At 53.6% G+C, this 21,286-nt stretch carries 21 protein-coding genes; 10 read left to right on the top strand and 11 right to left on the bottom strand.

Annotated features, from left to right (window positions below; genetic code table 11):
• Nucleotides 1-2: 2 nt before the first annotated feature.
• The gene (locus H7A81_RS01745) at nt 3-1,193 is read right to left on the bottom strand and encodes a NupC/NupG family nucleoside CNT transporter (protein WP_034825912.1); all 1,191 of its coding nucleotides are present in this window, start codon (nt 1,191-1,193) and stop codon (nt 3-5) included.
• 369 nt (nt 1,194-1,562) lie between these two features.
• Between H7A81_RS01745 and H7A81_RS01740 the strand changes: the two genes are divergently transcribed.
• Nucleotides 1,563-2,804, top strand: a complete 1,242-nt coding sequence (locus H7A81_RS01740; protein ID WP_034825925.1) for an Nramp family divalent metal transporter — start codon at nt 1,563-1,565, stop codon at nt 2,802-2,804.
• A 60-nt stretch (nt 2,805-2,864) separates the two neighbouring features.
• Here H7A81_RS01740 and H7A81_RS01735 read toward each other — a convergent pair whose 3' ends face one another.
• Nucleotides 2,865-3,212 carry a DUF2502 domain-containing protein gene (locus H7A81_RS01735; protein ID WP_182056558.1) on the bottom strand — a complete coding sequence of 116 codons (348 nt, stop codon included), beginning with the start codon at nt 3,210-3,212 and terminating at the stop codon, nt 2,865-2,867.
• Nucleotides 3,213-3,371: 159 nt separating this feature from the next.
• Nucleotides 3,372-4,364, bottom strand: a complete 993-nt coding sequence (gene mgrA / locus H7A81_RS01730; RefSeq protein WP_182056557.1) for an L-glyceraldehyde 3-phosphate reductase — start codon at nt 4,362-4,364, stop codon at nt 3,372-3,374.
• A 213-nt stretch (nt 4,365-4,577) separates the two neighbouring features.
• On the opposite strand from mgrA, the gene H7A81_RS01725 reads away from it, so the two are divergent.
• Both H7A81_RS01725 and glk read left to right on the top strand, forming a co-directional pair.
• A complete protein-coding gene (locus tag H7A81_RS01725) occupies nt 4,578-6,233 on the top strand; it encodes an alpha-keto acid decarboxylase family protein (protein ID WP_182056556.1) in 1,656 nt (551 codons plus the stop codon).
• A 301-nt stretch (nt 6,234-6,534) separates the two neighbouring features.
• On the top strand, nt 6,535-7,500 hold the full coding sequence (gene glk, locus H7A81_RS01720; protein ID WP_166936725.1) for a glucokinase: 966 nt from the start codon (nt 6,535-6,537) through the stop codon (nt 7,498-7,500).
• Between the two features lie 33 nt (nt 7,501-7,533).
• On the opposite strand, the gene H7A81_RS01715 is transcribed toward glk, so the two are convergent.
• The gene (locus H7A81_RS01715; protein ID WP_097116535.1) at nt 7,534-8,259 is read right to left on the bottom strand and encodes a LytTR family DNA-binding domain-containing protein; all 726 of its coding nucleotides are present in this window, start codon (nt 8,257-8,259) and stop codon (nt 7,534-7,536) included.
• Complete coding sequence (locus H7A81_RS01710; protein WP_304622181.1) at nt 8,256-9,947, bottom strand: sensor histidine kinase; 1,692 nt, start codon at nt 9,945-9,947, stop codon at nt 8,256-8,258. Before H7A81_RS01710 ends, H7A81_RS01715 begins: the two co-directional genes overlap by 4 nt.
• Nucleotides 9,948-10,476: 529 nt before the next feature.
• Here H7A81_RS01710 and H7A81_RS01705 point away from each other — a divergent pair.
• Complete coding sequence (locus H7A81_RS01705; protein WP_166936728.1) at nt 10,477-11,001, top strand: GNAT family N-acetyltransferase; 525 nt, start codon at nt 10,477-10,479, stop codon at nt 10,999-11,001.
• A 118-nt stretch (nt 11,002-11,119) separates the two neighbouring features.
• The gene (alaC, locus tag H7A81_RS01700; RefSeq protein ID WP_038645618.1) at nt 11,120-12,355 is read left to right on the top strand and encodes an alanine transaminase; all 1,236 of its coding nucleotides are present in this window, start codon (nt 11,120-11,122) and stop codon (nt 12,353-12,355) included.
• A gap of 40 nt (nt 12,356-12,395) precedes the next feature.
• Here alaC and ypdK read toward each other — a convergent pair whose 3' ends face one another.
• From ypdK to H7A81_RS01685, 3 genes are all read right to left on the bottom strand, one after another.
• A complete protein-coding gene (gene ypdK, locus H7A81_RS01695) occupies nt 12,396-12,470 on the bottom strand; it encodes a membrane protein YpdK (RefSeq protein ID WP_100701370.1) in 75 nt (24 codons plus the stop codon).
• 202 nt (nt 12,471-12,672) lie between these two features.
• Nucleotides 12,673-13,701, bottom strand: coding sequence for an HlyD family secretion protein (locus tag H7A81_RS01690; RefSeq protein WP_058959049.1), 1,029 nt, complete (start codon nt 13,699-13,701; stop codon nt 12,673-12,675).
• Between the two features lie 5 nt (nt 13,702-13,706).
• Entirely contained in the window at nt 13,707-15,308 is a 1,602-nt protein-coding gene (locus tag H7A81_RS01685) for an MFS transporter (protein WP_034825211.1), read from the bottom strand.
• 150 nt (nt 15,309-15,458) lie between these two features.
• Between H7A81_RS01685 and H7A81_RS01680 the strand changes: the two genes are divergently transcribed.
• The 4 genes from H7A81_RS01680 (at nt 15,459) to H7A81_RS01665 (ending at nt 18,053) form a co-directional block, all read left to right on the top strand.
• On the top strand, nt 15,459-16,244 hold the full coding sequence (locus H7A81_RS01680; RefSeq protein WP_034825209.1) for an IclR family transcriptional regulator: 786 nt from the start codon (nt 15,459-15,461) through the stop codon (nt 16,242-16,244).
• A gap of 7 nt (nt 16,245-16,251) precedes the next feature.
• Complete coding sequence (locus H7A81_RS01675; protein WP_034825207.1) at nt 16,252-16,704, top strand: universal stress protein; 453 nt, start codon at nt 16,252-16,254, stop codon at nt 16,702-16,704.
• Nucleotides 16,705-16,713: 9 nt separating this feature from the next.
• On the top strand, nt 16,714-17,517 hold the full coding sequence (locus H7A81_RS01670) for a hypothetical protein (RefSeq protein WP_058959045.1): 804 nt from the start codon (nt 16,714-16,716) through the stop codon (nt 17,515-17,517).
• A gap of 254 nt (nt 17,518-17,771) precedes the next feature.
• Entirely contained in the window at nt 17,772-18,053 is a 282-nt protein-coding gene (locus tag H7A81_RS01665; RefSeq protein WP_038645632.1) for a lipoprotein, read from the top strand.
• Between the two features lie 67 nt (nt 18,054-18,120).
• Here H7A81_RS01665 and H7A81_RS01660 read toward each other — a convergent pair whose 3' ends face one another.
• On the bottom strand, nt 18,121-18,270 hold the full coding sequence (locus H7A81_RS01660; protein WP_166934934.1) for a hypothetical protein: 150 nt from the start codon (nt 18,268-18,270) through the stop codon (nt 18,121-18,123).
• A gap of 284 nt (nt 18,271-18,554) precedes the next feature.
• Nucleotides 18,555-19,772: an MFS transporter gene (locus H7A81_RS01655; RefSeq protein WP_034825201.1), complete on the bottom strand. Its 1,218-nt coding sequence runs from the start codon at nt 19,770-19,772 to the stop codon at nt 18,555-18,557.
• Between the two features lie 266 nt (nt 19,773-20,038).
• Here H7A81_RS01655 and H7A81_RS01650 point away from each other — a divergent pair, with 266 nt between their 5' ends.
• Nucleotides 20,039-20,278 carry a hypothetical protein gene (locus H7A81_RS01650; protein ID WP_034825199.1) on the top strand — a complete coding sequence of 80 codons (240 nt, stop codon included), beginning with the start codon at nt 20,039-20,041 and terminating at the stop codon, nt 20,276-20,278.
• 37 nt (nt 20,279-20,315) lie between these two features.
• On the opposite strand, the gene H7A81_RS01645 is transcribed toward H7A81_RS01650, so the two are convergent.
• The gene (locus H7A81_RS01645; RefSeq protein ID WP_034825280.1) at nt 20,316-21,215 is read right to left on the bottom strand and encodes a DMT family transporter; all 900 of its coding nucleotides are present in this window, start codon (nt 21,213-21,215) and stop codon (nt 20,316-20,318) included.
• Nucleotides 21,216-21,286: the final 71 nt, after the last annotated feature.

Raw genomic sequence — 21,286 nt, 5'->3', positions numbered from 1 at the left:
CATCAGAAGGCCAGAACCAGACCGGCGATAGCGGCAGAAAGCACGCTCACCAGGGTTGAGCCGTACAGCAGTTTAAGGCCGAAGCGAGAAACCACGTTACCCTGTTCTTCGTTCAAGCCCTTAATCGCACCCGCCACAATCCCGATAGAGGAGAAGTTAGCGAAGGAGACGAGGAACACAGACAGGATTCCTTCTGCGTGCGGTGACAGCTGACCAGCAATCTTCTGAAGATCCATCATCGCCACGAATTCGTTAGAAACCAGTTTGGTTGCCATGATACTGCCAACCTGCAGCGCTTCACTGGACGGCACGCCCATCACCCACGCAAACGGGTAGAACACATAACCCAGCACACCCTGGAAGCTGATGCCGAAGATCAGGTCAAACAGCGCGTTCAGGCCAGAAATCAGGGCGATAAAACCAATCAGCATGGCGGCAACGATGATCGCCACTTTGAAACCGGCAAGGATATATTCGCCCAGCATTTCGAAGAAGCTCTGACCTTTGTGCAGATCCTGCAACTGCAGATCTTCTTCGCTATCGACGCGGTAAGGGTTGATCAGTGACAACACAATGAAGGTGCTGAACATGTTCAATACCAGCGCGGCCACCACATATTTCGGCTGCAGCATAGTCATATAAGCGCCGACGATGGACATGGAAACTGTCGACATTGCCGTAGCAGCCATGGTGTACATGCGACGCTGTGACATTTTGCCAAGGATATCTTTATACGCGATAAAGTTTTCTGACTGTCCCAAAATCAGAGAGCTTACGGCGTTGAAGGATTCCAGTTTGCCCATACCGTTGACTTTTGACAGCACGGTGCCGATGCCGCGGATCACCCAAGGCAGGATACGGAAATGCTGCAAAATACCGATCAGCGCGGAGATAAACACGATCGGGCACAGAACATTCAGGAAGAAGAACGCCAGGCCTTTGTCGTTCATGTTGCCGAATACGAAGTTAGTCCCTTCGGCAGCATACTTCAGCAGATGATCAAACAGACCCGCAAACCCTTTGACGAAACCGAGGCCCGCTTCAGAGTTGAGGAAGAACCACGCCAGCAAAACTTCGATAACCAGAAGCTGTACGATGTAACGAATACGGATGCTTTTACGATCGTGACTGACCAGTAAGGCCAGTACGGCTACCACCACTAATGCCAAAAGAAAGTGCAAAATATGGGACATGTCGGCTCCAAATTTGAGGAGGGTTGTATTTTGTTGCGTATTCTATGTAACGCGTTACTTAAAAACGAGATCAAAACCACATTATAAGTATTCGGTATCGACAAATTTCTAAGAATAGTCTCACCGCTCACAACCTCTTCACAAAGCCTTCACAAGAAATATCCATAAAAACATTGTCTATAAAATAACCCGGGAGTAGAGTGATTCCTGTTGCAAACATTTTGGCAAGAACTGGCTTTACCGCAAGGTATAGCAATGGCTATACTTCATAGCACCATCTATTATTACGATAACTATAATCAAATTTCACTTGCCTTGAGCGCCCGTTAAGCTGCATGGGTCAACAAGCGTTAGGACAGGGTCCACACTATGTCAGAAAGTCGCACTGCTGAGCGCGCCGCTCGCGGAGCCAGAAAAATCAAGCTCGCGCTGCTTGGCCCTGCCTTCATCGCGGCAATTGGTTATATCGATCCCGGTAACTTTGCCACCAATATTCAGGCGGGTGCGGCCTACGGCTACAAACTGCTGTGGGTGGTGGTCTGGGCCAATGTGATGGCGATGCTGATTCAGCTGATGTCAGCCAAACTTGGCATCGCCACCGGTAAAAACCTTGCCGAGCATATCCGCGATCGCTTTCCACGCCCGGCAGTGTGGTTCTATTGGGTGCAGGCGGAAATCATCGCCATGGCCACTGACCTCGCGGAATTTATCGGTGCGGCACTCGGCTTTAAATTATTGCTGGGGATTTCGCTACTGCAAGGCGCAGTGCTCACCGGTGTGGCGACCTACCTGATTTTGATGCTACAAAGCCGGGGCCAGAAGCCGCTGGAATTGGTGATTGGCGGCCTGCTACTGTTTGTCGCTGCCGCTTATATTGTTGAGCTGTTTTTCTCGCAGCCGAAAGTGAGTGAATTGGTCACCGGTATGGCGTTGCCTTCGCTGCCCACCTCTGACGCCGTGTTCCTCGCTGCCGGTGTGCTGGGTGCCACCATCATGCCGCATGTGATTTACCTGCACTCGGCACTGACGCAACACGGTAACATTGGCAGCAAAGCGGATCGCTACTCGTCCACTAAACTCGATGTGGCGATTGCCATGACCATTGCCGGCTTTGTCAATCTGGCGATGATGGCGACTGCGGCGGCAGCTTTCCACTTCAGCGGGCACACCAGCATTGTGGATCTCGACCAGGCGTATTTGACGCTGCAACCTTTGTTGGGCCGCGCAGCAGCCATTGTGTTTGGATTAAGTCTGGTGGCGGCAGGCTTGTCTTCTACCGTGGTGGGAACACTGGCGGGACAGGTGGTGATGCAGGGCTTTATTCGCTTCCATATTCCGCTGTGGCTACGTCGCACCATCACCATGCTGCCTTCCTTTATCGTGATCTGGGCCGGATGGGATCCAACGCGCATTCTGGTGATGAGCCAGGTACTGTTGAGTTTCGGTATCGCACTAGCATTGATCCCGCTGTTGGCCTTTACCGGCAACCGCGAGTTGATGGGCGATGAGATGGTCAATTCGCGCCTGATGCAAAACGCCGGACGCCTGATAGTGGTGCTGGTGGTGGCATTGAATCTCTATCTGTTAGTCGGTGAGGCGCTCGGCTGGTAACGCTTCGGCTGGTCAAGACGAAAAAAAGAAAATCCCGGCTATCAGGCCGGGATTTTTGTATTAATGGTGGTGGTGATCATGCCTGTCATCATGACGATGGTCATGGCGCCAATGCTCACGGCGTTCCCGCTCATGCCAGCGGCGTTCACGCTCACGTTCGTAAGCCTGATGGCGACGCCACTCTTCATGACGCCACCAGCGGTGATCGCTGTAGCGATAACGATCATTCCACCAACGCGGCTCACGCCAGCGGCCGCCATCCCAATAGTAACCTCGACGGTCGCGATCGCCGAGATGCAGCGTGACACCCGGAGCCAATGTAAGGGTGGCGCTGTTGGCTTCTGCTGTGTGCATCGCCAGGGGTGAAAGTGTTGCCAGCAAGGCGGCAAACAAAATTGCACGTTTCATAACTTCTCCTTTTCAGTGGCTTATCACTGCCACCGTTGCGCTAGTGTGCCACATCGGTCCAGTGTTGCCTTGAGAGTGAGTCTGAAAACGTTGCGGGAAATCTGAATTGAGAATTTTCTGCTGCGGAAAATACCCGGCCTGAGCCGGGTAGGTAAGCGTTTACACTAATATGTTATGAATCGCTTCGATCTCTTCAGTTGTCAGCTCGGGCTGGCTTAGCATCTCAACGGCATCATCAATTTGCGCAGTTTTACTTGCACCAATCAGCACCGACGTCACGCGTGCATCACGCAGCACCCAGCTCAGCGCCATTTGCGCCAGCTTCTGCCCACGCTGTTGGGCGATCGCCTGCAGCTTACGCACTTTTTCCATCTTCTCTTGCGTCAACTGGCTCTCATTAAGGAATTTACTGCCGCTGGCGGCACGGGAATCCTCAGGGATGCCTTGCAGATAGCGATCGGTCAGCACACCACCCGCTAGCGGAGAGAAGGCGATGCAGCCGACGCCATTATCACCCAGCACATCCAGTAGACCTTGCTCTTCCGGTGCACGTTCGAACATGGAGTATTTCGGCTGATGAATCAGGCAAGGCGTGCCCAGATCGCGCAGAATGGCAATCGCTTCGGCTGCTTTATCTGCCGGGTAATTGGAAATGGCGGCATACAGCGCTTTGCCCTGACGCACCACCTGATCGAGCGCGCGCATGGTCTCTTCCAGCGGCGTTTCCGGATCGGGACGGTGATGATAAAAGATATCGACATACTCCAGCCCCATGCGTTTCAGGCTCTGATCCAGACTTGAAATCAGATACTTGCGCGAACCCCAGTCGCCGTAAGGGCCGTCCCACATGGTGTATCCGGCTTTGGTGGAGATCACCAGCTCATCGCGCAGCCCGGCAAAATCTTCGCGCAGAATGCGACCAAAATTGGACTCCGCAGAACCCGGCGGGGGTCCGTAGTTGTTGGCAAGGTCGAAGTGCGTGATGCCGCGATCAAAGGCGTGGCGCAGGAGTTCACGGCTATTATCGACGCGCGTGCTGTCGCCAAAGTTGTGCCATAAACCCAGCGAAATGGCCGGTAATTTCAGGCCAGTACGGCCACTGCGACGATATTGCATCTGTTGATAGCGGTCGGGATGAGGAAATACAGACATGCAGCGTTCCTGTCTCAAAAGGGGAGAAAGTGACATCAGCATAGCAGTGTATGCGTTTACACTAAGCCGAAACGCGCCGAAGATCGCAACTTACAGAATTTTCTGTCGTCGTAACGATTGCTTGCCACAAATCACCATGCGCTGATGGTGAAAATCTCGCCAATTCAGCCACATCGCTGATAATTCGATCATCCCCTTAAGAAGGAGCTGTCGATGAAAACCCTCAACGTTGGCGACTATTTACTGCACCGTTTACAGCAAGCTGGCATCCGTCATCTGTTCGGTGTGCCGGGTGATTACAATCTGCAATTTCTCGACAGCGTTATCGCTCATCCTGAGATTGCCTGGGTCGGTTGCGCCAATGAACTCAATGCCGCCTACGCGGCGGATGGCTACGGTCGTTGCAACGGTGCTGCTGCACTGCTCACCACGTTTGGCGTGGGTGAACTGAGTGCGATTAATGGGATTGCGGGCAGCTATGCCGAATATGTCCCGGTGATTCATATTGTTGGCGCGCCAGCCAGTCGTGCGCAGCAGCAAGGTGACTGTGTACATCATTCACTGGGGGACGGCGACTTCCATCATTTCCTGCGCATGGCACAAGAGGTAAGTACCGCCAGCGCGGTGCTGACTGCGGATAATGCGGTTGAAGAAATTGACCGTGTGATATCGGAAGCGCTTAACCAGCACCGGCCCGGCTATCTGCTGCTGGCGGTGGATGTCGCGGCGACGGAGATTACGGTGCCTGATGCTCAGCCCGTTGCGCCTGTCCATCAGGACACCGCCGTTGCGACAGCTTTTGCTGCTGCCGCTGAACGCTTACTGGCTCCTGCACAGCGCGTGGCGTTACTGGCCGATTTCCTCGCTTCGCGTTGGCAATTGCAATCGCCGCTGTTTGCACTCCGCCAACTACGCGCCATTCCCGCCGCTACATTACTGATGGGCAAAGGCGTGCTCGATGAACAGCAGCCCGGCTATGTGGGTACCTACGCTGCCGAAGGCAGCAGCGATGCGGTGCGCCGGGCCATTGAAGAGACGGATGTCACGCTGTGCGTCGGCGTGCGGTTTACCGATACCCTGACCGCCGGTTTCACCCAGCAGTTACCCGCAGAGCGCGTTATCGACCTGCAACCGTTTCACGCCACGGTGGGCGGAGAATGCTTTGCGCCGCTTAGCATGGCGCAAGCCCTCGCCGCATTATTGCCCGTTTATCAACGCCACTGCGTACATTGGGCACTGGCCGACACTGCATCTTGCGAAGAAATTGAGCAAAACGATGATGCGGTAATCAGTCAGCGCGCATTCTGGCAGGCGATGCAGCGCTTCCTGCTGCCGGGTGATATCATCCTGGCCGATCAGGGCACGGCCGCCTTTGGTGCAGCCGCGCTGCGTTTACCACCGGGCGCAGAATTGCTGGTGCAACCGCTATGGGGCTCGATTGGCTATACTCTACCGGCGACCTTTGGTGCACAAACGGCACAACCTGACCGACGCGTTATTTTGATTATCGGTGACGGTTCAGCGCAGCTGACGATCCAGGAGCTGGGTTCCATACAGCGTGACGGGCAACAGCCGATTATTTTCCTGATCAATAACGACGGTTACACGGTTGAGCGGGCGATTCACGGCGCTGAACAGCGTTACAACGACATCGCACAATGGAACTGGACTGCGCTGCCACATGCGATGAGCGTAGAGTGTGCGGCACAAAGCTGGCGAGTGAGCGAAACGGTGCAGTTAACGGCGGTAATGGAGCAATTAATGCGTCAGCGTCGCCTGACGCTGGTGGAAGTGGTGATGGAAAAACAAGATCTGCCGCCGCTGTTGCGTAAAGTCACTGCAGCTCTGCACCAGCGTAACGGCGGCTAGCCACTATCCGGCTTAGGCTTTGTCGTTTTAGACCAGGCGGTGCCTGAAATCCTCACGTACACTCGTTACGCTTCGGTTTCTCCGCATCGTCCGTTTTCTGTGAGGCTGCGTCGATAACGCCTGACGTGATAAGCCCGCAGTTTCGGAAAGTTGCCTCTATACAGTGAAGCCGCTGATTGTCAGGCTGTGGCACGCACCCGAAGTGTTTACGCCCATCGTGCTGGTGGGCGTTATTGTTTTATTGGCAGGCTCTTATATAGTGTCCTGCAATTGTTTATGACCCAAGCGGAGCAGCAGAAGAATGACAAAATACGCCCTGGTCGGCGATGTGGGCGGTACCAACGCCCGTCTCGCCCTGTGTGAGGTGGAAACCGGTGCCATCTCCCAGGCCAAAACATTCTCAACATCAGACTACGACAATCTCGAAGCGGTGATTCGTGCTTATCTCGACGAACAAAAGCTGGACATTAAGCATGCCTGTATCGCAATTGCCTGTCCTATCACCGGTGATTGGGTGGAGATGACCAATCACGATTGGGCATTCTCAACGCGCGAGATGAAAGAACACCTGGCATTCGACAGCCTGGAAATCATCAATGATTTCACCGCCGTGTCGATGGCCATCCCGATGCTGACCGACGATCAAGTGATTCAGTTTGGCGGCAAAGCGCCGGTAGAAGGCAAGCCGATTGCCATTTACGGTGCCGGCACCGGATTAGGCGTGAGCCATCTGGTGCACGTGGATAAGCGCTGGATCAGCCTGCCGGGCGAGGGCGGTCACGTTGACTTCGCCCCGAACAGCGAAGAAGAGGGTGAAATTCTCGAAGTGCTGCGTGCGGAACTGGGTCACGTGTCGGCGGAGCGCGTGCTGTCAGGATCCGGTCTGGTGAATCTCTATCGCGCCATCGTCAAATCTGATAGCCGTGAGCCTGAAAACCTCAAGCCGAAAGATGTCACCGAGCGTGCATTACAAGATAGCTGCATTGATTGTCGTCGGGCGCTGTCGCTGTTTTGCGTGATCATGGGGCGTTTCGGTGGCAACCTGGCACTCAATCTCGGCACCTTTGGTGGCGTGTACATTGCGGGGGGAATTGTGCCGCGCTTCCTCGACTTCTTCAAAGCCTCCGGCTTCCGCGCCGCGTTTGAAGACAAAGGCCGCTTCCGTGATTATCTGGTCGATATCCCGGTGTATATGATCACCCACGATCAGCCAGGCCTGCTGGGCGCGGGTGCACATTTGCGCCAAACGCTGGGTCGCGTGCTGTAATCTGTTCCGGCGAGCAGCGTCCTGCTGCTCGCTTTACAACCTCATCAACTGGCGAAACGCCTTCACCTTGCTGCGGCTCACCGGCACTTGCGCATCCAGATCGCGTAACTTCACCAGATAGGTATTGTTAAACCACGGCTCGATCTCGCGGATTTTGCTGAGGTTGACGCAGTACGATCGATGACAGCGGAAAAACAGCGGTTCCGGCAGGCGACTGCAAAATTCACTGATCGCCATCGACATCACATACGCTTCGCGGCGGGTATAAACAAACGTCAGTTTTTCGTGCGCTTCAACATAATAGATATCGTTGATATCTGTCACGATAATGCGCTCATCTTTCACCAGATTAACGGTTTGCGGCGCGCTTTGCTGAGTGGATGGCTGTGCGAGGTGCTGCTGTGCACTGGCCTCCAGCTTGTTCAGCATGGTGATAATACGCGACTCATGATAGGGCTTGAGGATGTAGTCAAACGCATCCAGTTCAAACGCATCCACCGCATGCTCTTTCCATGCGGTGATAAACACTATCAACGGCTTATGCGCAAATTGGTTAATGTTTTGGGCCAGCAGCATGCCATCCAGCGAAGGAATGTTGATGTCGAGGAAAATGACATCGACGCGATGGTTTTGCAGATACTTCAGCACTTCCAGCCCATCATCAAAACAGGCTTCGATAGTGATCTGACTGTGCTGCTGGATCATCCAGCTCAACTCTTGCTGAGCAAGAAACTCGTCTTCGACGATAATGGCTTTCACGCGCTGGGTTCCGTGATATGGCTCAACGGTGCAGCCAGACGCTGACCGTTTTTGCTCAGAGTGAAGGCGATTTCCGTTCCCGGATGATGACGCGTGATGCTCAGACCCCGGCCAGAAAGCAGCTTCACCCGATGATGCACATTAAGCAGCCCGATTTTGTTACCCGGCATCTCATCGCGTGCCACCCGGCCAATCACCTCTTCACTGATACCCGCGCCCGTATCGCGCACCGCAACGCGCACATAATCACCGAGGTCTTTCACACTCAACGTCACCACGCCTTTACCACGGCAGGGCTGAATCCCGTGCACAATGGCATTTTCCACCAGAGGCTGAATCAGCAAACTGGGCAGCGTGAAGTGCAGATCTTCATCAATGTCATAAATCATCGACAGCTTATCGCCAAAGCGCGCCTGTTCAATCGCGATGTAATCCTTCACCTGCCACAACTCTTTTTTAATATCGATCAGCTCGTCATCGTTCAGCTCAAGGTTGTAACGCAAATAGCGCGACAGATTGATCACCAACTGACGTGCCGTATCTGGATTGAGACGAATGGAAGAGGAGATAGCATTCAGCGCGTTAAACAGGAAGTGCGGGTTAATTTTGCTCTGCAACGCGCGTAGTTCCGCTTTGTTCGCCATCTCACGTAGCTGCTCCGCGCGCGATACCTCCAGCTGGGTGGAGATAATTTGCGACAAACCAATGGCCATCTCTTTTAGCGATCCGGTAATGCGATGTGCACGGCGATAATAGATTTTTAGCGTGCCTGTGACTTCCCCTTTTTCCCAAAGGGGAATAACCAGCATCGAGTGAATATCTTTGGTGCGATGCGCCTCATCATTATTCTTGATGATGATTTTGCCGCTCGCAATCGACTGCGCCGTGGTAGGGCTGATGCCATCATCCCCGTTGTGATAGTTATGCTCACCGTAACCGACGTAGGCAAGAATCTGTTGGGTATTGGTGATGGCCACGGCATCGGCATGAATATCGCTGCGAATGATATCGCACACCTGACGCAACGATTGGCTATTCACCTGACGAAACAGCGGCAACGTTTTATTGGCTATCTCCAGTGCCAGCTTGGCCTGGCGCGCTGCTATCGCTTCTTTTTCACCTTCCACGCTTTGCACTAACAGTACAATCAAGCCAATGCTCGATGCGCCGAGAATCATCGGTAACGCGATCTCAGAAACAATCGAAAAGCCCAGCGCCATCGGTCGAGCCCACAGCACAATCAGCAACATGGTGAGGGTTTCGCACAGCATGCCGCCAAGAATACCGGCGCGCCAGCGCTGCTCTTTGCTCACGCGACGATTGATAAACCCAGAAGCGACACCGGCAACGATGCTGGTAATCAGGCAAGGCACGGCCGTGACGCCATCCATATCGATCAGATAACGATGGATGCCCGCGATCACCCCGGTGGCTATACCAACCCACGGGCCAAACAGAATGCCGCCGGACATCACCGCAATCACACGCACGTTCAGCAGCGAGCCATCGACGTTAATGCCCGACCAGGTACTGAACAACGCAAACAGCGAGAAAATCGCCGTCACCACCACTTTCTCTTTGATCGAATGCTCATCTTTCTGCAGCAGCTGACGGAATACCCGCGTGCGGGTAAGGAAGAACAGACAAATCAGCATCAGCGCAGCGCGGTCAAATACCGCCAGCAGCATGTCGAAGTGGGAAGGCAAGGGCATCTCTCGGAGTGAACCAGGGTGAGGGTATGATAAAAAATGTGATCAAGATCTGCCAGCGCCGCGACACCCGCAAAACGCTTCTCATGGTTTAGATCAATTTTCGATGCGGTTTAGAACAGCAACGCGCACAGCTCAAGGCCAGTACGGGCAAGCCCGAAGATCAACGCGCCTCCAATGGCCTGCTAATTTCTCCAGTATCCTCCACGCGTTTTTAATAACAGCAACGCACGTTGTTCAAGGCCAGAATGGGCCAGCCCGAAGAACAAAGCGTCTGGGCCATGGATGGCCCAGCCGATCTGCAGGGATGCGTGTTGTCTTTGCGATCGGGCTGGCCCGTTTTGGCCCTGGCACCCAACGAGCAGCAATTTAAACCCAACTTCCCCACACTCCCCAAAAAGAGGAAAACTTGAGTAACAAAAAGAGGATTAGTTATCCCTACGCAGAACGCTGGTTGTAAATCACGCGGTTTGCTATGTTGCCATGAGTTATTTCGCGGAGCGCAGCAATGCAACTTCTTACCCCTCGCTTGTCCCTGACACGCTTACAACCCGAAGACTGGCAAATCTTCAAAGTCGTACACGAAGATCCCGACACCATGACCTGGGTCAGTGAAATCCCTGACGAAAACGACATACGGCAGCGCTTCACCGAACGCCTCGCGCCCTGGCAAGTCACCAGCTTCCACATGCTGTGCCTGGTGGCACGCCTGCGCGAAACCAATGAACCGATCGGCCTGTTTGGATGCAGTGCCGAATGGCAGCCTTATCGGCAAGCTGAGGTCGGCTACATGCTCTGCCATCGCTTCACCGGAAACGGCTATGGCAGTGAAGCGCTCAAGGCACTGTGCGACTTCTTGCTACAAGCAGAATTTCATAAACTCAAAGCGCTGGTCATAGAGGGGAATTGGCCGTCCCGACGCATTCTGGAAAAGAATGGTTTCACACTTGAGGGCACCCTTCGGGATAATTATCTGCTAAACGACCAATGGGTAAACGATTGGGTGCTGGGTCGCCTGAATCCGCAACATTAAAAAAATATTCTGTTGCTCTCGACAATTCTGTTATCAGCGCGTTATGTTCTTACCTCGGTCACCGCAGTGACCAGCGTCGCTCGGACGGTCCGGGCGCCTACGTAAACCAGAGGACATCATGGCTGATAACAGCACACCCCGTCGTTTCTCGCGTATTGAACGCCTTCCCCCGTATGTATTCAACATCACCGCTGAATTGAAGATGGCTGCGCGTCGGCGCGGCGAAGACATCATCGATTTCTCAATGGGGAACCCGGATGGACCCACGCCGCCACACATCGTGGAAAAACTCTGTCAGGTAGCGCAACGCGAAGACACGCACGGTTACTCCACCTCGAAAGGTATTCCTCGCCTGCGTCGCGCCATCTCGCGCTGGTACGCAGATCGCTATCAGGTGGAGATCGATCCCGAATCAGAAGCCATTGTCACCATCGGTTCCAAAGAAGGGCTGGCGCACCTGATGCTGGCGACGCTCGACCATGGCGATACCGTCCTGGTGCCCAATCCTAGCTACCCGATTCACATCTACGGCGCGGTGATCGCCGGTGCGCAAGTGCGTTCCGTCCCCTTGGTGGCAGGCGTTGACTTCTTCAACGAGCTTGAACGCGCCATCCGCGAAAGTTATCCGAAACCGAAGATGATGATCCTCGGCTTCCCTTCGAATCCCACTTCACAGTGCGTCGAACTCGACTTCTTCGAACGTGTAATTGCGCTGGCGAAACAGTACAACGTGCTGGTCATCCACGATCTGGCTTACGCCGACATCACCTATGATGGCTGGAAAGCGCCGTCGATTATGCAGGTGCCGGGGGCGCGCGACGTAGCGGTGGAATTCTTCACCCTGTCGAAAAGCTACAACATGGCAGGCTGGCGTATCGGCTTTATGGTGGGTAACAAAGAATTGGTATCCGCGCTGGCGCGTATCAAAAGCTACCACGATTACGGCACCTTCACCCCGCTGCAGGTCGCGGCGATTGCCGCACTCGAAGGCGATCAGCAATGCGTGCGTGATATCGCCGAGCAGTATAAACGCCGTCGCGATGTGCTGGTGAAAGGGCTGCATGAAGCGGGCTGGATGGTCGATCTGCCAAAAGCCTCAATGTATGTCTGGGCGAAAATCCCCGATCACTACGCGCATCTCGGTTCGCTGGAGTTTGCCAAACTGCTGCTGCAGGAAGCCAAAGTGTGCGTCTCACCGGGCATCGGCTTTGGTGACTACGGTGATACCCATGTGCGATTTGCTCTGATTGAAAACAGCGATCGTATTCGTCAGGCGGTACGTGGCATCAAAGCCATGTTCCGTGCGGATGGTATATTGCCGGGAACGGTAAAAGCGCTGGAAGAAGAAGAGTAAAACTAAGAAGGGCGACTTTGGTCGCCCCGCCTGGCAGGATTTATTTGAGCATCAGCACGAAAGTGCCTACCCAGATTAACAGGAAGAAAGAAACTCCCATCAAAGCATATCTCACAAAACGACTCCTCTGAGCGCTTACCATGCTGGTGATCCCACTCCAGCGTAACCCGAACAGAATAAGAGAAAGGTGAAGTTCATAACCGCTGCACGCTTTCTTCTCAGGTGGTTCCAAGCGAACTCAGAACAGGATCGAGCGCTAATTTACGCGCAATCGATCCGAAAATAAATAGGCCAGTTCTGAGAGATTGCTCACATTTTCATCGGGCGTCAATTTCCGGTATCGCGGACATGCCCACACGCAGTTGTGCCAAATCGGGTTGGTTGGCATCCAGCACAATTTTCACCGGTAAACGCTGCACCACCTTGGTGTAATTACCGGTGGCATTGTCCGGTGAAATGGCGGAGAAGGTCGCGCCCGTCGCCGGTGCAATGCTGTCAACATGACCGGTAAAGGTCTTGCCAGGCAGCGCATCGACTCTCACCACCGCTCTCTGTCCCGGCTGCACATCGGCCAGCTGAGTTTCAAGATAGTTGGCGGTGATATAGGTTTGCTGCAAGGGCACCACCGCCAGCAAACGCGTTCCGGCGCTAACGTAAGCGCCCAATCGCACCGAACGCTGACCCACCATACCGTCTACCGGTGCCACAATCCGCGTATAAGAGAGATTCAACTTCGCCTGATCCACGCTGGCCTGCGCTGCTGTCACATCGGCCTCTGCCTGACGCACGGCCGCTTGTAACACGCCAACCTGTTTCATCGATGCAGCCAGTGCAGCTTCACTCTGCCGCACAGCAGCAGACGCTGAACGTTGGGTTGAACTGGCTTTCTGCTGCTCATCTGCGGCAATGGTGCCGCTTTTATACAGCTGGTTATAACGCGCCGCACTCTGTCCTGCGTATTGCGCAGACGCCTGGCTCGCCGCCAGGGTCGCTTTGGCTTCATCAATGGTTGATTGCTGCTGCTCCAGTTGAGCCTGGCTGCTCAGGCGTTTGGCATCGCTGACCTGCAAATTCGCCTGCGCCGTTTCCAGCGCCACGCGGTAATCGCGATCGTCAAGCGTGGCTAGCAGTTCACCCGCTTTCACTCGCTGGTTATCCTGCACATTCACACTGGCGATATAGCCGGACACTTTCGGCGCCACCAGGGTGTAATCCGCATTTACATAGGCATCATCAGTGCGATGATCGTTGCCGGTCATTGATGACCAGACAAAAAAGGCCATGGCCAGCAACACGATTAATAGGGCACTCAACAGCACCGTTCTTTTCAAGGCAAAAGCTTGCATATCAGTTATCTCGACGTCGTCGTAACAGGTTGAATCAGGGTTTGTGGCGGCCAGACACGTTTTGGCAACCAGGCAGTCAGTAGTAAAAGCAGGGCGGCGAAACCAATCAGCATTTGGTAGCAGTCACTCAGGCTGAGCACCATCGCCTGATGCTTCAGCAGTGTCGCGAAACCGCTCAGGTTCTCTGCGCTACTGGCGCTGCCATCCGGTAATAAAGGAAAGCTGCTGCTGGATTGGGCGCTGCTGGGCGCGGTCATCAGCCAGGGGCGACTGGCGGCATTGCCCACCAGCACGCTGGAGTGAAACTGTTCCCGGTGGCTGATAAACCATTCCACCAGGGTGCTGGCGGCAATGCTGGAGAAACCGCGCACCGTATTGAACATCGCGGAGGCAAATGGGCCTTCCGGTGGCGCAACCACGCTGGTGGCGCTCATCAACACCGGCAGAATCACCATCGGTTGACCGAAAGCCTGCAAAATTTGGATGACCCAGAAATTCTGTCGCGCCCAGTCACTGGTAATGTTCATGCCCATCAGGCAGGAGATCACCAGCAGCGTCACGCCAGCAGTCAGCATCCAGCGGCAATCAATCCAGCGGATATTGAGCAGTGCTGCCACCAGTGGGGCGATCAGTAATTGCGGCAAGCCGATGGTTAACGCCAGCGGCGCGAATTGCAGTGTGCGAAAACCTTCTACCTGGCCAAGATAGGCGGAGGGCAGCGCGGATCCGGAAAGCGACAGAATCAACACGCCCGCCAGCGCCAGCAAACCGTGTGCGAGATTGTGACGGCGCAGCATCTGCAATTTGAACAGCGGCAACGGGTGAAACCATTCATTAATAAAGAACACAGTCAGCAATGCCAGCGCGCTCAATAATAGCGCCGCAAACAGCGGTGAACTGAGCCAGTCAAGGCGTTCCCCTTGCGTCAGCGCCAGAATCAGCAGCGCCATGCCTGAGCAACCGGTCAGCATGCCGAACAGGTCTATCTGCTTAAAACGCTCGAAGCGCAGCGGGTCTTGAGGTAAGCCCCAGCCAATCAACAGCATGGCGATCAGCATTGACGGGATAACTTGCCAAAACACGAACATCCAGCTCACTTCATCGGTCCAGAAAGCGGCAAGCGTGGCGGCGAGATTGGGTCCAAAGGTGGCGGTTAGCGCGTAGGCGCCAAGGCCATAAAGCTTGATTGGCGGCGGCAGAAAACGCAGTGCCACGGTCATCAGTAACGGTGGCAATGCACCGCCAAACAGACCCTGAATCACGCGCAGCGCAATAAACAGCGTGGCGTTCGGCATTAAAGGCAGCAGCAAACCGCACAGCATAAAGCCAGCGGAAACCGCCAGAGCAAAACGACGCAGGGAAAAGGTCACGGCAAACCACGGCGCGATCATCATCGCGGCCACTTCTGCCGCCTGATAAGCGGAAATGATCCAGCTGCCTTGATCGTAGCTAATGCCGATGGCGGCACGGATATCCGCCAACGCAATATCCGTCACGCGGTCATTTAATCCGGAGGTGAGCGCAGCAATCAGCACGCCAACCAATCCCAGCGCCAGGCGCAGGGTAAACGGATGGGGAGCCGGAGCCGCAACAGGCTGGGCGTTCATAACAGGTGTCTCGTTTTATTATTGATGCAGTGTATTGCGATGTGATACATGTCGCATCTTACATCTCGGTATGATGTATTGCAATGTGATACAGGGTGTAAAAGTGCGGTCATTCGCGCTAAAGTAGGGCAGGCCAAAAAGGAACGCACAATGGTTGAACTTCCCTCAAGCCGTGAGGATGAAAAAGCGGGTGGCATTCAGGTCATCGCGCGTGCGGCAAAAATTCTGAATGCGCTGGGTGAACATCCGGGCGGCATGAGTCTGGGCGAAATTGCGCAGGTGGTCGATCTGCCACGTTCAACGGTGCAGCGTATTATCGCCGCGCTGGATAGCGCGCAACTGGTGCGCAGCAGCGGGGCGGGCGGGCTTCGTCTGGGACCGGCACTGCTCAAGCTGATCTCCAGCGTGCACAGTGATGTGGTCGAAATCGTCCGTCCGTTTCTGGAACAACTCTCCGCCGACATCAACGAAACCGTTTCGCTGGCACGCGCCAGTGGCACGCAGTTAGCGATTGTTCACTATGTGGTGGCATCCCGGGAATTGCGCGTGGTGCCACGCATCGGTTTGAATCTCCCGCTCTACAGCACTTCAGGCGGTCGCGCACTGCTGGCACTGGAAAGTGATGAAGATGTGCGCGTGATGGTCGGCGAAGCGTATAAAGAGTTGACCGAAATGACGGTGAAAACTTTGCCACAACTGCTGGAGCTGATTGCTGAGGTGCGTAACAGCGGTCTGGCCATTGATCGTGGCGAAACACTGGAAGGAATTTCCACCATGGCGGTGGCGATTGACACGCTATTCGGTCGCTTCTCCATTTCGCTGCTGGTGCCGACGGCGCGTTTTCATAAACAGGAAGCGCGTTATCGTGATGAAATCATGAAATGCAAAGAGGCGCTGATTCGCGAAATTGGCAAAATGACCGCTGTGGAAGGATAACCAACTGATGAAAACCTTGCTGATGGCCATTGATAATTCACCGGTGGCAGAAAAAGTCATCGCGTTAACCATTGAACAGGCGCTGGCGCAACAGGCTCAGGTCACGGTGTTGTGCTGTGTTGATCCCGCTTATTCCTCCTGCAATCAGCCGATCGAAATCGATGCGGGCGAAGATCCAGATGATTTCGTCGCGGCAAAAGATGAACAAAATACCGCTGAAATGGTGGTGCGTCACGCGCTGGCCCCGCTACTGCGTGCTGGTGTGGCTGCCAAAGGTTTGATTCTGGCCGGTGAAGCCGCGGAAACCATTGTGGCGCAGTCCAATGCACTGAAGGCCAGCATGATCATCATCGGTCGCCGTCATCTTTCTCCTTTTAATCGCTTACTTAAAGGTTCGGTGAGTGCGGCTGTGATTGAGCGCGCCAACTGCCCGGTTCTGATTGACGTTCGCAAGGATTAATCACGCTCCATGTTTTCCCTCTTACCTATCACGCTGGCGGCGTTTGCGCTGCTGGCGGTGATTATCATCGTTCTGATCCGCACCACGGCACTCCGCTTATGGCAGGGGTTAGTGCTGTTTTTACTGCCGTTAATCCTGGCGAACATGCTGTGGTTTAGCTGGTTACATCCACGTCAGGAGCGACAGGCGCTGGAAAGCGAGGTGGCAAATCAGTTAAGCCTCGCACCCGGCTATCGTCAGCTCAAAACACAGGAGCCGGCGCTGTGGCAAATGCTTAATCGCGAGTTACTGCACAAGCGTATGGAAGGCGTGCCTGCTGACCAGGCGCTGGGCGAGTTACGTGGATGGCTGATGGATCTGGTTAATCAGCGTATGGCGCGTGCAGATGACGAGACGCTGCTCAATTATTTGCGTGTGTCAGTGCAGGAGATGCAGGCACTGCAGCAGCCGGAGCCACAACGCTGCTTCCGCTTCCTTTACCCGCAGGTAAATGGCGGCATCAATTTGCAACAAGCGCTGTCACCGACGTTGTACCAGCGAGATGCCCTGGCTTTAGATATGCTCCTGAAAAACAGCACAGGCGAAGAGCGACCGATTGATCAGCAGGGCGCACAACGTGATTTGCAGAGCGTCGTGGAGAAACTTTACGGCAAGTGGGGTGATAAACTTCAGCAACTCAACATGCCTGCTGATACTGCCGTTGATCGCAGCGCCATGTGTGCCATGTCGATTGATCTTTACAGCGGCATTCTCGCATTGCCTGCCAAACAGTCCGCCAACCTTTTGCGTAAGATGGTCAGCCTTACCGGTTAGGTTTACGCGTAAAAAAAAGCCCGCTCAGCGCGGGCATAAAGGTCACTTTCCGTTTTTTTCTCGTGTCACCTGGTGTGGTGCAGACTTCGTGCTGTCTTAAAGCATCATGGCATCGGTTAAGTGATATGAAAAACCATTTGGTTTTATTGATTTGATTGGTAAAAACTTTTTAAAAATGACTATTTCGCGCCAGTTTCCTATAGATGCGTGCGGCATTGGCATTTAGACTGCTTCGCCTGGAAGAGGACACCCTAATGAAAAAAATGCTTATTAGCGCACTCGCGCTTTTTATGCTGGCCGGTTGTAGTGTCAGCAAACCCGGTGGATTTGAACGTGTCGATGAAGATAAAAGCTCAAATACCGTGCAATATCGTTATGACCCGCAAACGTTGAATAAAGATGCGATGGAAGTCGATCTGGCGAATTATTGTAACCAGCGTGGATTTGATAAAGTGGAATCGCTGCCGGCACAGGACAGCCATCTGCCCGGATTAAAGAAAGCCTGGTATCAATGTAATTACGCGGTAAAAAGCTAAAAGAAAGGGCGGGATAAATTCCCGCCCTTTTTGTTTTTTTATTATGTGCTGTGTGTGCTTTGCCCAATTACCAATGGCGACCATGATAACCATGGTCATGATGCCAGCCGCCACCGTGGCCCCAGCCCGGTCCGCGACCATATCCGTCATGAACGATACAACCACTCAACATCGTCATAATGGCAACAACCGAAGCAGCTTTAATAAGTGTTTTCATGGAGAGTCCTCCTCTTTTCCAATGAAGCCAGATTACCGGGGAAAAGTGGAGTGAAGATGCAGTAAATGTAGAGTTATTTCTGGATCTATTACCAGATATGTCAATTTAAAGCTAAAAACGTCAAGGCGGGAAATAAACCAATCAGATAAAACCGAATGCCTGATGATAATAACGCGAATAGTCTGAAATGCAATCCTAAATAACAGCCGTTCTCAACTCTTAAAACATTACGCAGAAAAGATGGAGAAAATAGATGCCGCACAGTGATGCGGCATCTGTTGAGATTAATTATGCAGCAAAGGTTCAGTCACGTTTTGACGATTTGGCAGACGGATGCTGAGCGACAACACCAGTGAAATCACCAGCAGTGTCATGATCAAGCTGAAGGTCACGGTAAAACCACCAAACACGGAAGCCACCAGTGAACCCATCACGCTGCCGATACCGAATCCCAGGTAAATCAGCCCGTAATTTTTCGTCAGATTATTAAGACCAAAGAAATCGCTGACCAGGGAAGGGAACACGGTGATGGTGCCACCAAAGCTAAAGGCAACACAGGCCAGTGACAGGAAGAAGGTGGTTTCATTCATCCGGGTAAACAACAAAATGCTCATGCCCACCAGTGAAACGATCTGTGCCAGTGAAATGACGCGAATACGTGCCATTTTATCGGAGAGTACGCCGAGAATAAGACGGCCACTCAGGTTAGCAATCGCGATGACAGTCACGGCATTAGCAGCGGTTTGCGTGGTCAAATGGACCATCCCTTCGCCGATGTCTTTCGCCACGCCAATCACATACAGTCCGCTCATGCAGGCAGTGAGGAACATCAGTGCCAGCATCCAGTACTGTGGCAAGCGCACGGATTGCGCCAGCGTGTAATCTTTTTCCAGCACTTTCGCGTTACCGCTGCTTTGCTGGATAGGGGCATCACGCATCATCAGCGCACCCACAATGATCATACTCATCGCCAGCACACCCCAAATCATAAAGGTGTTCTCCAGACCGTAAGTGCTGAGCAACGCGCCACAGATAAATTTGAAGCCGAGGCTACCTAAGCCGTAAGCGCCAATCGAGCAGGCGGAGATTAATCCTTTGCGCTCCGGGAACCACTTCACGCAGTTTGACAGCGTCATCAGGTATCCTGCGCCATCCGCTAAACCGACCAGGATGCCGGCGCTGAGATACAGCATCATCAGGTTATCGGCATGAGCGGTCAGCCAAAAGCCAATCGCCATTAAAATCCCGGCGCCGATGGTGACGTTACGCACACCAAAGCGCTCCTGTAATTTTCCCGCCAGTGACGATGCAATCGCCAGGCCCAGGCTGAGTAAACCAAACGAGAAGGCAACCTGACTGATTGGCGCATCAAGCTTATGCGCCAACTGGCCGTTAAACAGGCTCCAGGTGTAAACCGAACCCAGTGCAAACTGAGTGATGATGGTGCCGATAAGGGTAAGCATGCGGGTGCGCTGCAACTGCGCGGATAGTTCTGTTTTCATTGTTATCTCTCCCCTCAGGGAATGCGGAATCTGCAGCGATAATAGGCAGCTTACGCGCGCGTGGGGCGAAGCAGGGCATCAAGAGACAGGATGAAGGAATGAAATGCAGTAATACGGGTATGAATGGCATTGGGTCACAGCGGTGTCAATTTAAGCGTAGCGGTTGCCATGGGTAAGCATGTGTAACCAGGTGTTATAAGCGTGCCGATTTCGCTGCAAGATGACCGTTTTTTGCCATGCTTAAGATTCACTCAATAGGAGGAAATATGACAGACCGAGCATATGAATCCGCGTCAAGCGAGGATGAAGTTTGCTGCATCATCGGTCAGGCGGTGATCGAGTTAAGCGATGAGCATCAGCCTGTGAATAAATCCACGCTGTCGCTGAAATTACTGGCTATGGCCGATCGCGACAGAGATGATGAACGCGTTCTGCTTTACTGGATTGCCAGAAAAGCCATCAATAAACCTCACCAGCTCAATATCGGCGTTCAGGGCTGGCGCTAGAGGACCAAAGAGCGGGCGCAATGCCCGCTCTCGCTATTCATGCCAGGCGTAATTTGCGTGCCGTGGGCCAGCGCACAAACATCACCATATTCCCCATCAGAATCATCGATAGACCCACAATGGCATTGCTGTGCCACTGATATCCCTCATAAATGGTCGACAACGTCAGTGCCACCAATGGGAAAAGCAGTGTGCAGTAGGCGGCCTGGCTGGCTCCGATACGACCGACAAGTGTGAAATAAGCGCCAAATCCCAGCACAGAGCCAAAAATGGCCAGATAACTCATCGAACCAAGCCACTGCAAATTCAGCGCAGGCGCTAATGAATCGCCATTCAATAGTGCGATGATTGCCATAACAATTGCACCATATAACATGGCATAGCTGTTGGTGGTTAGCACATCACGTTGACGGCGCTGATGGCGAGTCGAAATCATGTTACCCAAAGAGAATCCAAGCGTGCCCAACGCGCTCAGCCCAACGCCCCACAGCAGTTGCGGAGCCGGGTGTGCTGCCTGAATGTCATTCCAGAACAAGGCAACAATTCCCCCCAAACCAAGCACGGCCGCGGGCAACAGGCGAAACGGTGGGCGCTGACGGAAAAAGATCCAGCTGTTGAGCGCGTTATACAGCACAGCCATGGAGAAGATGACCGATTCCAGGCCACTGCTGATCCACGCTGCCGCATGATAGAAACAAACGAAGTTGAAGCCAAAGACGCAGCAACCTTGAAGCAAGCAGAAAAGATGGTCCTGCTTATCCAGCGGGCGCAGACGTTTAATCAGTTTCAGGATCACCAGCATCAGTACTGAGGCCAGCAAAAAGCGCCAGAATACCGCAACCAGAACCGGCGTGTTAGCCGCTTCTTGTTGCAGGAATATCGCAATCCAGGTCGTGCCCCAAATCAACACCACCGCAAGGTACAACATAATGTTCATCGCATTCTCTCCAGCAAAATCATTGCCTGAAGTGTGACGATCATGATGGCCATCGGCTTGCACGCGGTTGC

The sequence above is a fragment of the Pantoea sp. ME81 genome (assembly GCF_903970985.1).
Taxonomy (GTDB): domain Bacteria; phylum Pseudomonadota; class Gammaproteobacteria; order Enterobacterales; family Enterobacteriaceae; genus Pantoea; species Pantoea communis.
The sequence above is the reverse complement of the archived record's forward strand: the minus strand, read 5'-3'. Positions and strand labels throughout refer to the sequence as shown.

Coding starts and splice junctions, on each gene's coding strand:
- H7A81_RS01680 (WP_034825209.1), top strand. CDS start 15,459: ATGGTTGAACTTCCCTCAAGCCGTGAGGATGAAAAAGCGGGTGGCATT.
- alaC (WP_038645618.1), top strand. CDS start 11,120: ATGGCTGATAACAGCACACCCCGTCGTTTCTCGCGTATTGAACGCCTT.
- H7A81_RS01710 (WP_304622181.1), bottom strand. CDS start 9,947: ATGCTGCTGGCGGTATTTGACCGCGCTGCGCTGATGCTGATTTGTCTG.
- H7A81_RS01645 (WP_034825280.1), bottom strand. CDS start 21,215: ATGAACATTATGTTGTACCTTGCGGTGGTGTTGATTTGGGGCACGACC.
- H7A81_RS01725 (WP_182056556.1), top strand. CDS start 4,578: ATGAAAACCCTCAACGTTGGCGACTATTTACTGCACCGTTTACAGCAA.
- H7A81_RS01655 (WP_034825201.1), bottom strand. CDS start 19,772: ATGAAAACAGAACTATCCGCGCAGTTGCAGCGCACCCGCATGCTTACC.
- H7A81_RS01670 (WP_058959045.1), top strand. CDS start 16,714: ATGTTTTCCCTCTTACCTATCACGCTGGCGGCGTTTGCGCTGCTGGCG.
- H7A81_RS01665 (WP_038645632.1), top strand. CDS start 17,772: ATGAAAAAAATGCTTATTAGCGCACTCGCGCTTTTTATGCTGGCCGGT.
- H7A81_RS01690 (WP_058959049.1), bottom strand. CDS start 13,701: ATGCAAGCTTTTGCCTTGAAAAGAACGGTGCTGTTGAGTGCCCTATTA.
- H7A81_RS01660 (WP_166934934.1), bottom strand. CDS start 18,270: ATGAAAACACTTATTAAAGCTGCTTCGGTTGTTGCCATTATGACGATG.
- H7A81_RS01675 (WP_034825207.1), top strand. CDS start 16,252: ATGAAAACCTTGCTGATGGCCATTGATAATTCACCGGTGGCAGAAAAA.
- H7A81_RS01735 (WP_182056558.1), bottom strand. CDS start 3,212: ATGAAACGTGCAATTTTGTTTGCCGCCTTGCTGGCAACACTTTCACCC.
- H7A81_RS01685 (WP_034825211.1), bottom strand. CDS start 15,308: ATGAACGCCCAGCCTGTTGCGGCTCCGGCTCCCCATCCGTTTACCCTG.
- H7A81_RS01650 (WP_034825199.1), top strand. CDS start 20,039: ATGACAGACCGAGCATATGAATCCGCGTCAAGCGAGGATGAAGTTTGC.
- glk (WP_166936725.1), top strand. CDS start 6,535: ATGACAAAATACGCCCTGGTCGGCGATGTGGGCGGTACCAACGCCCGT.
- H7A81_RS01705 (WP_166936728.1), top strand. CDS start 10,477: ATGCAACTTCTTACCCCTCGCTTGTCCCTGACACGCTTACAACCCGAA.
- H7A81_RS01745 (WP_034825912.1), bottom strand. CDS start 1,193: ATGTCCCATATTTTGCACTTTCTTTTGGCATTAGTGGTGGTAGCCGTA.
- mgrA (WP_182056557.1), bottom strand. CDS start 4,364: ATGTCTGTATTTCCTCATCCCGACCGCTATCAACAGATGCAATATCGT.
- H7A81_RS01740 (WP_034825925.1), top strand. CDS start 1,563: ATGTCAGAAAGTCGCACTGCTGAGCGCGCCGCTCGCGGAGCCAGAAAA.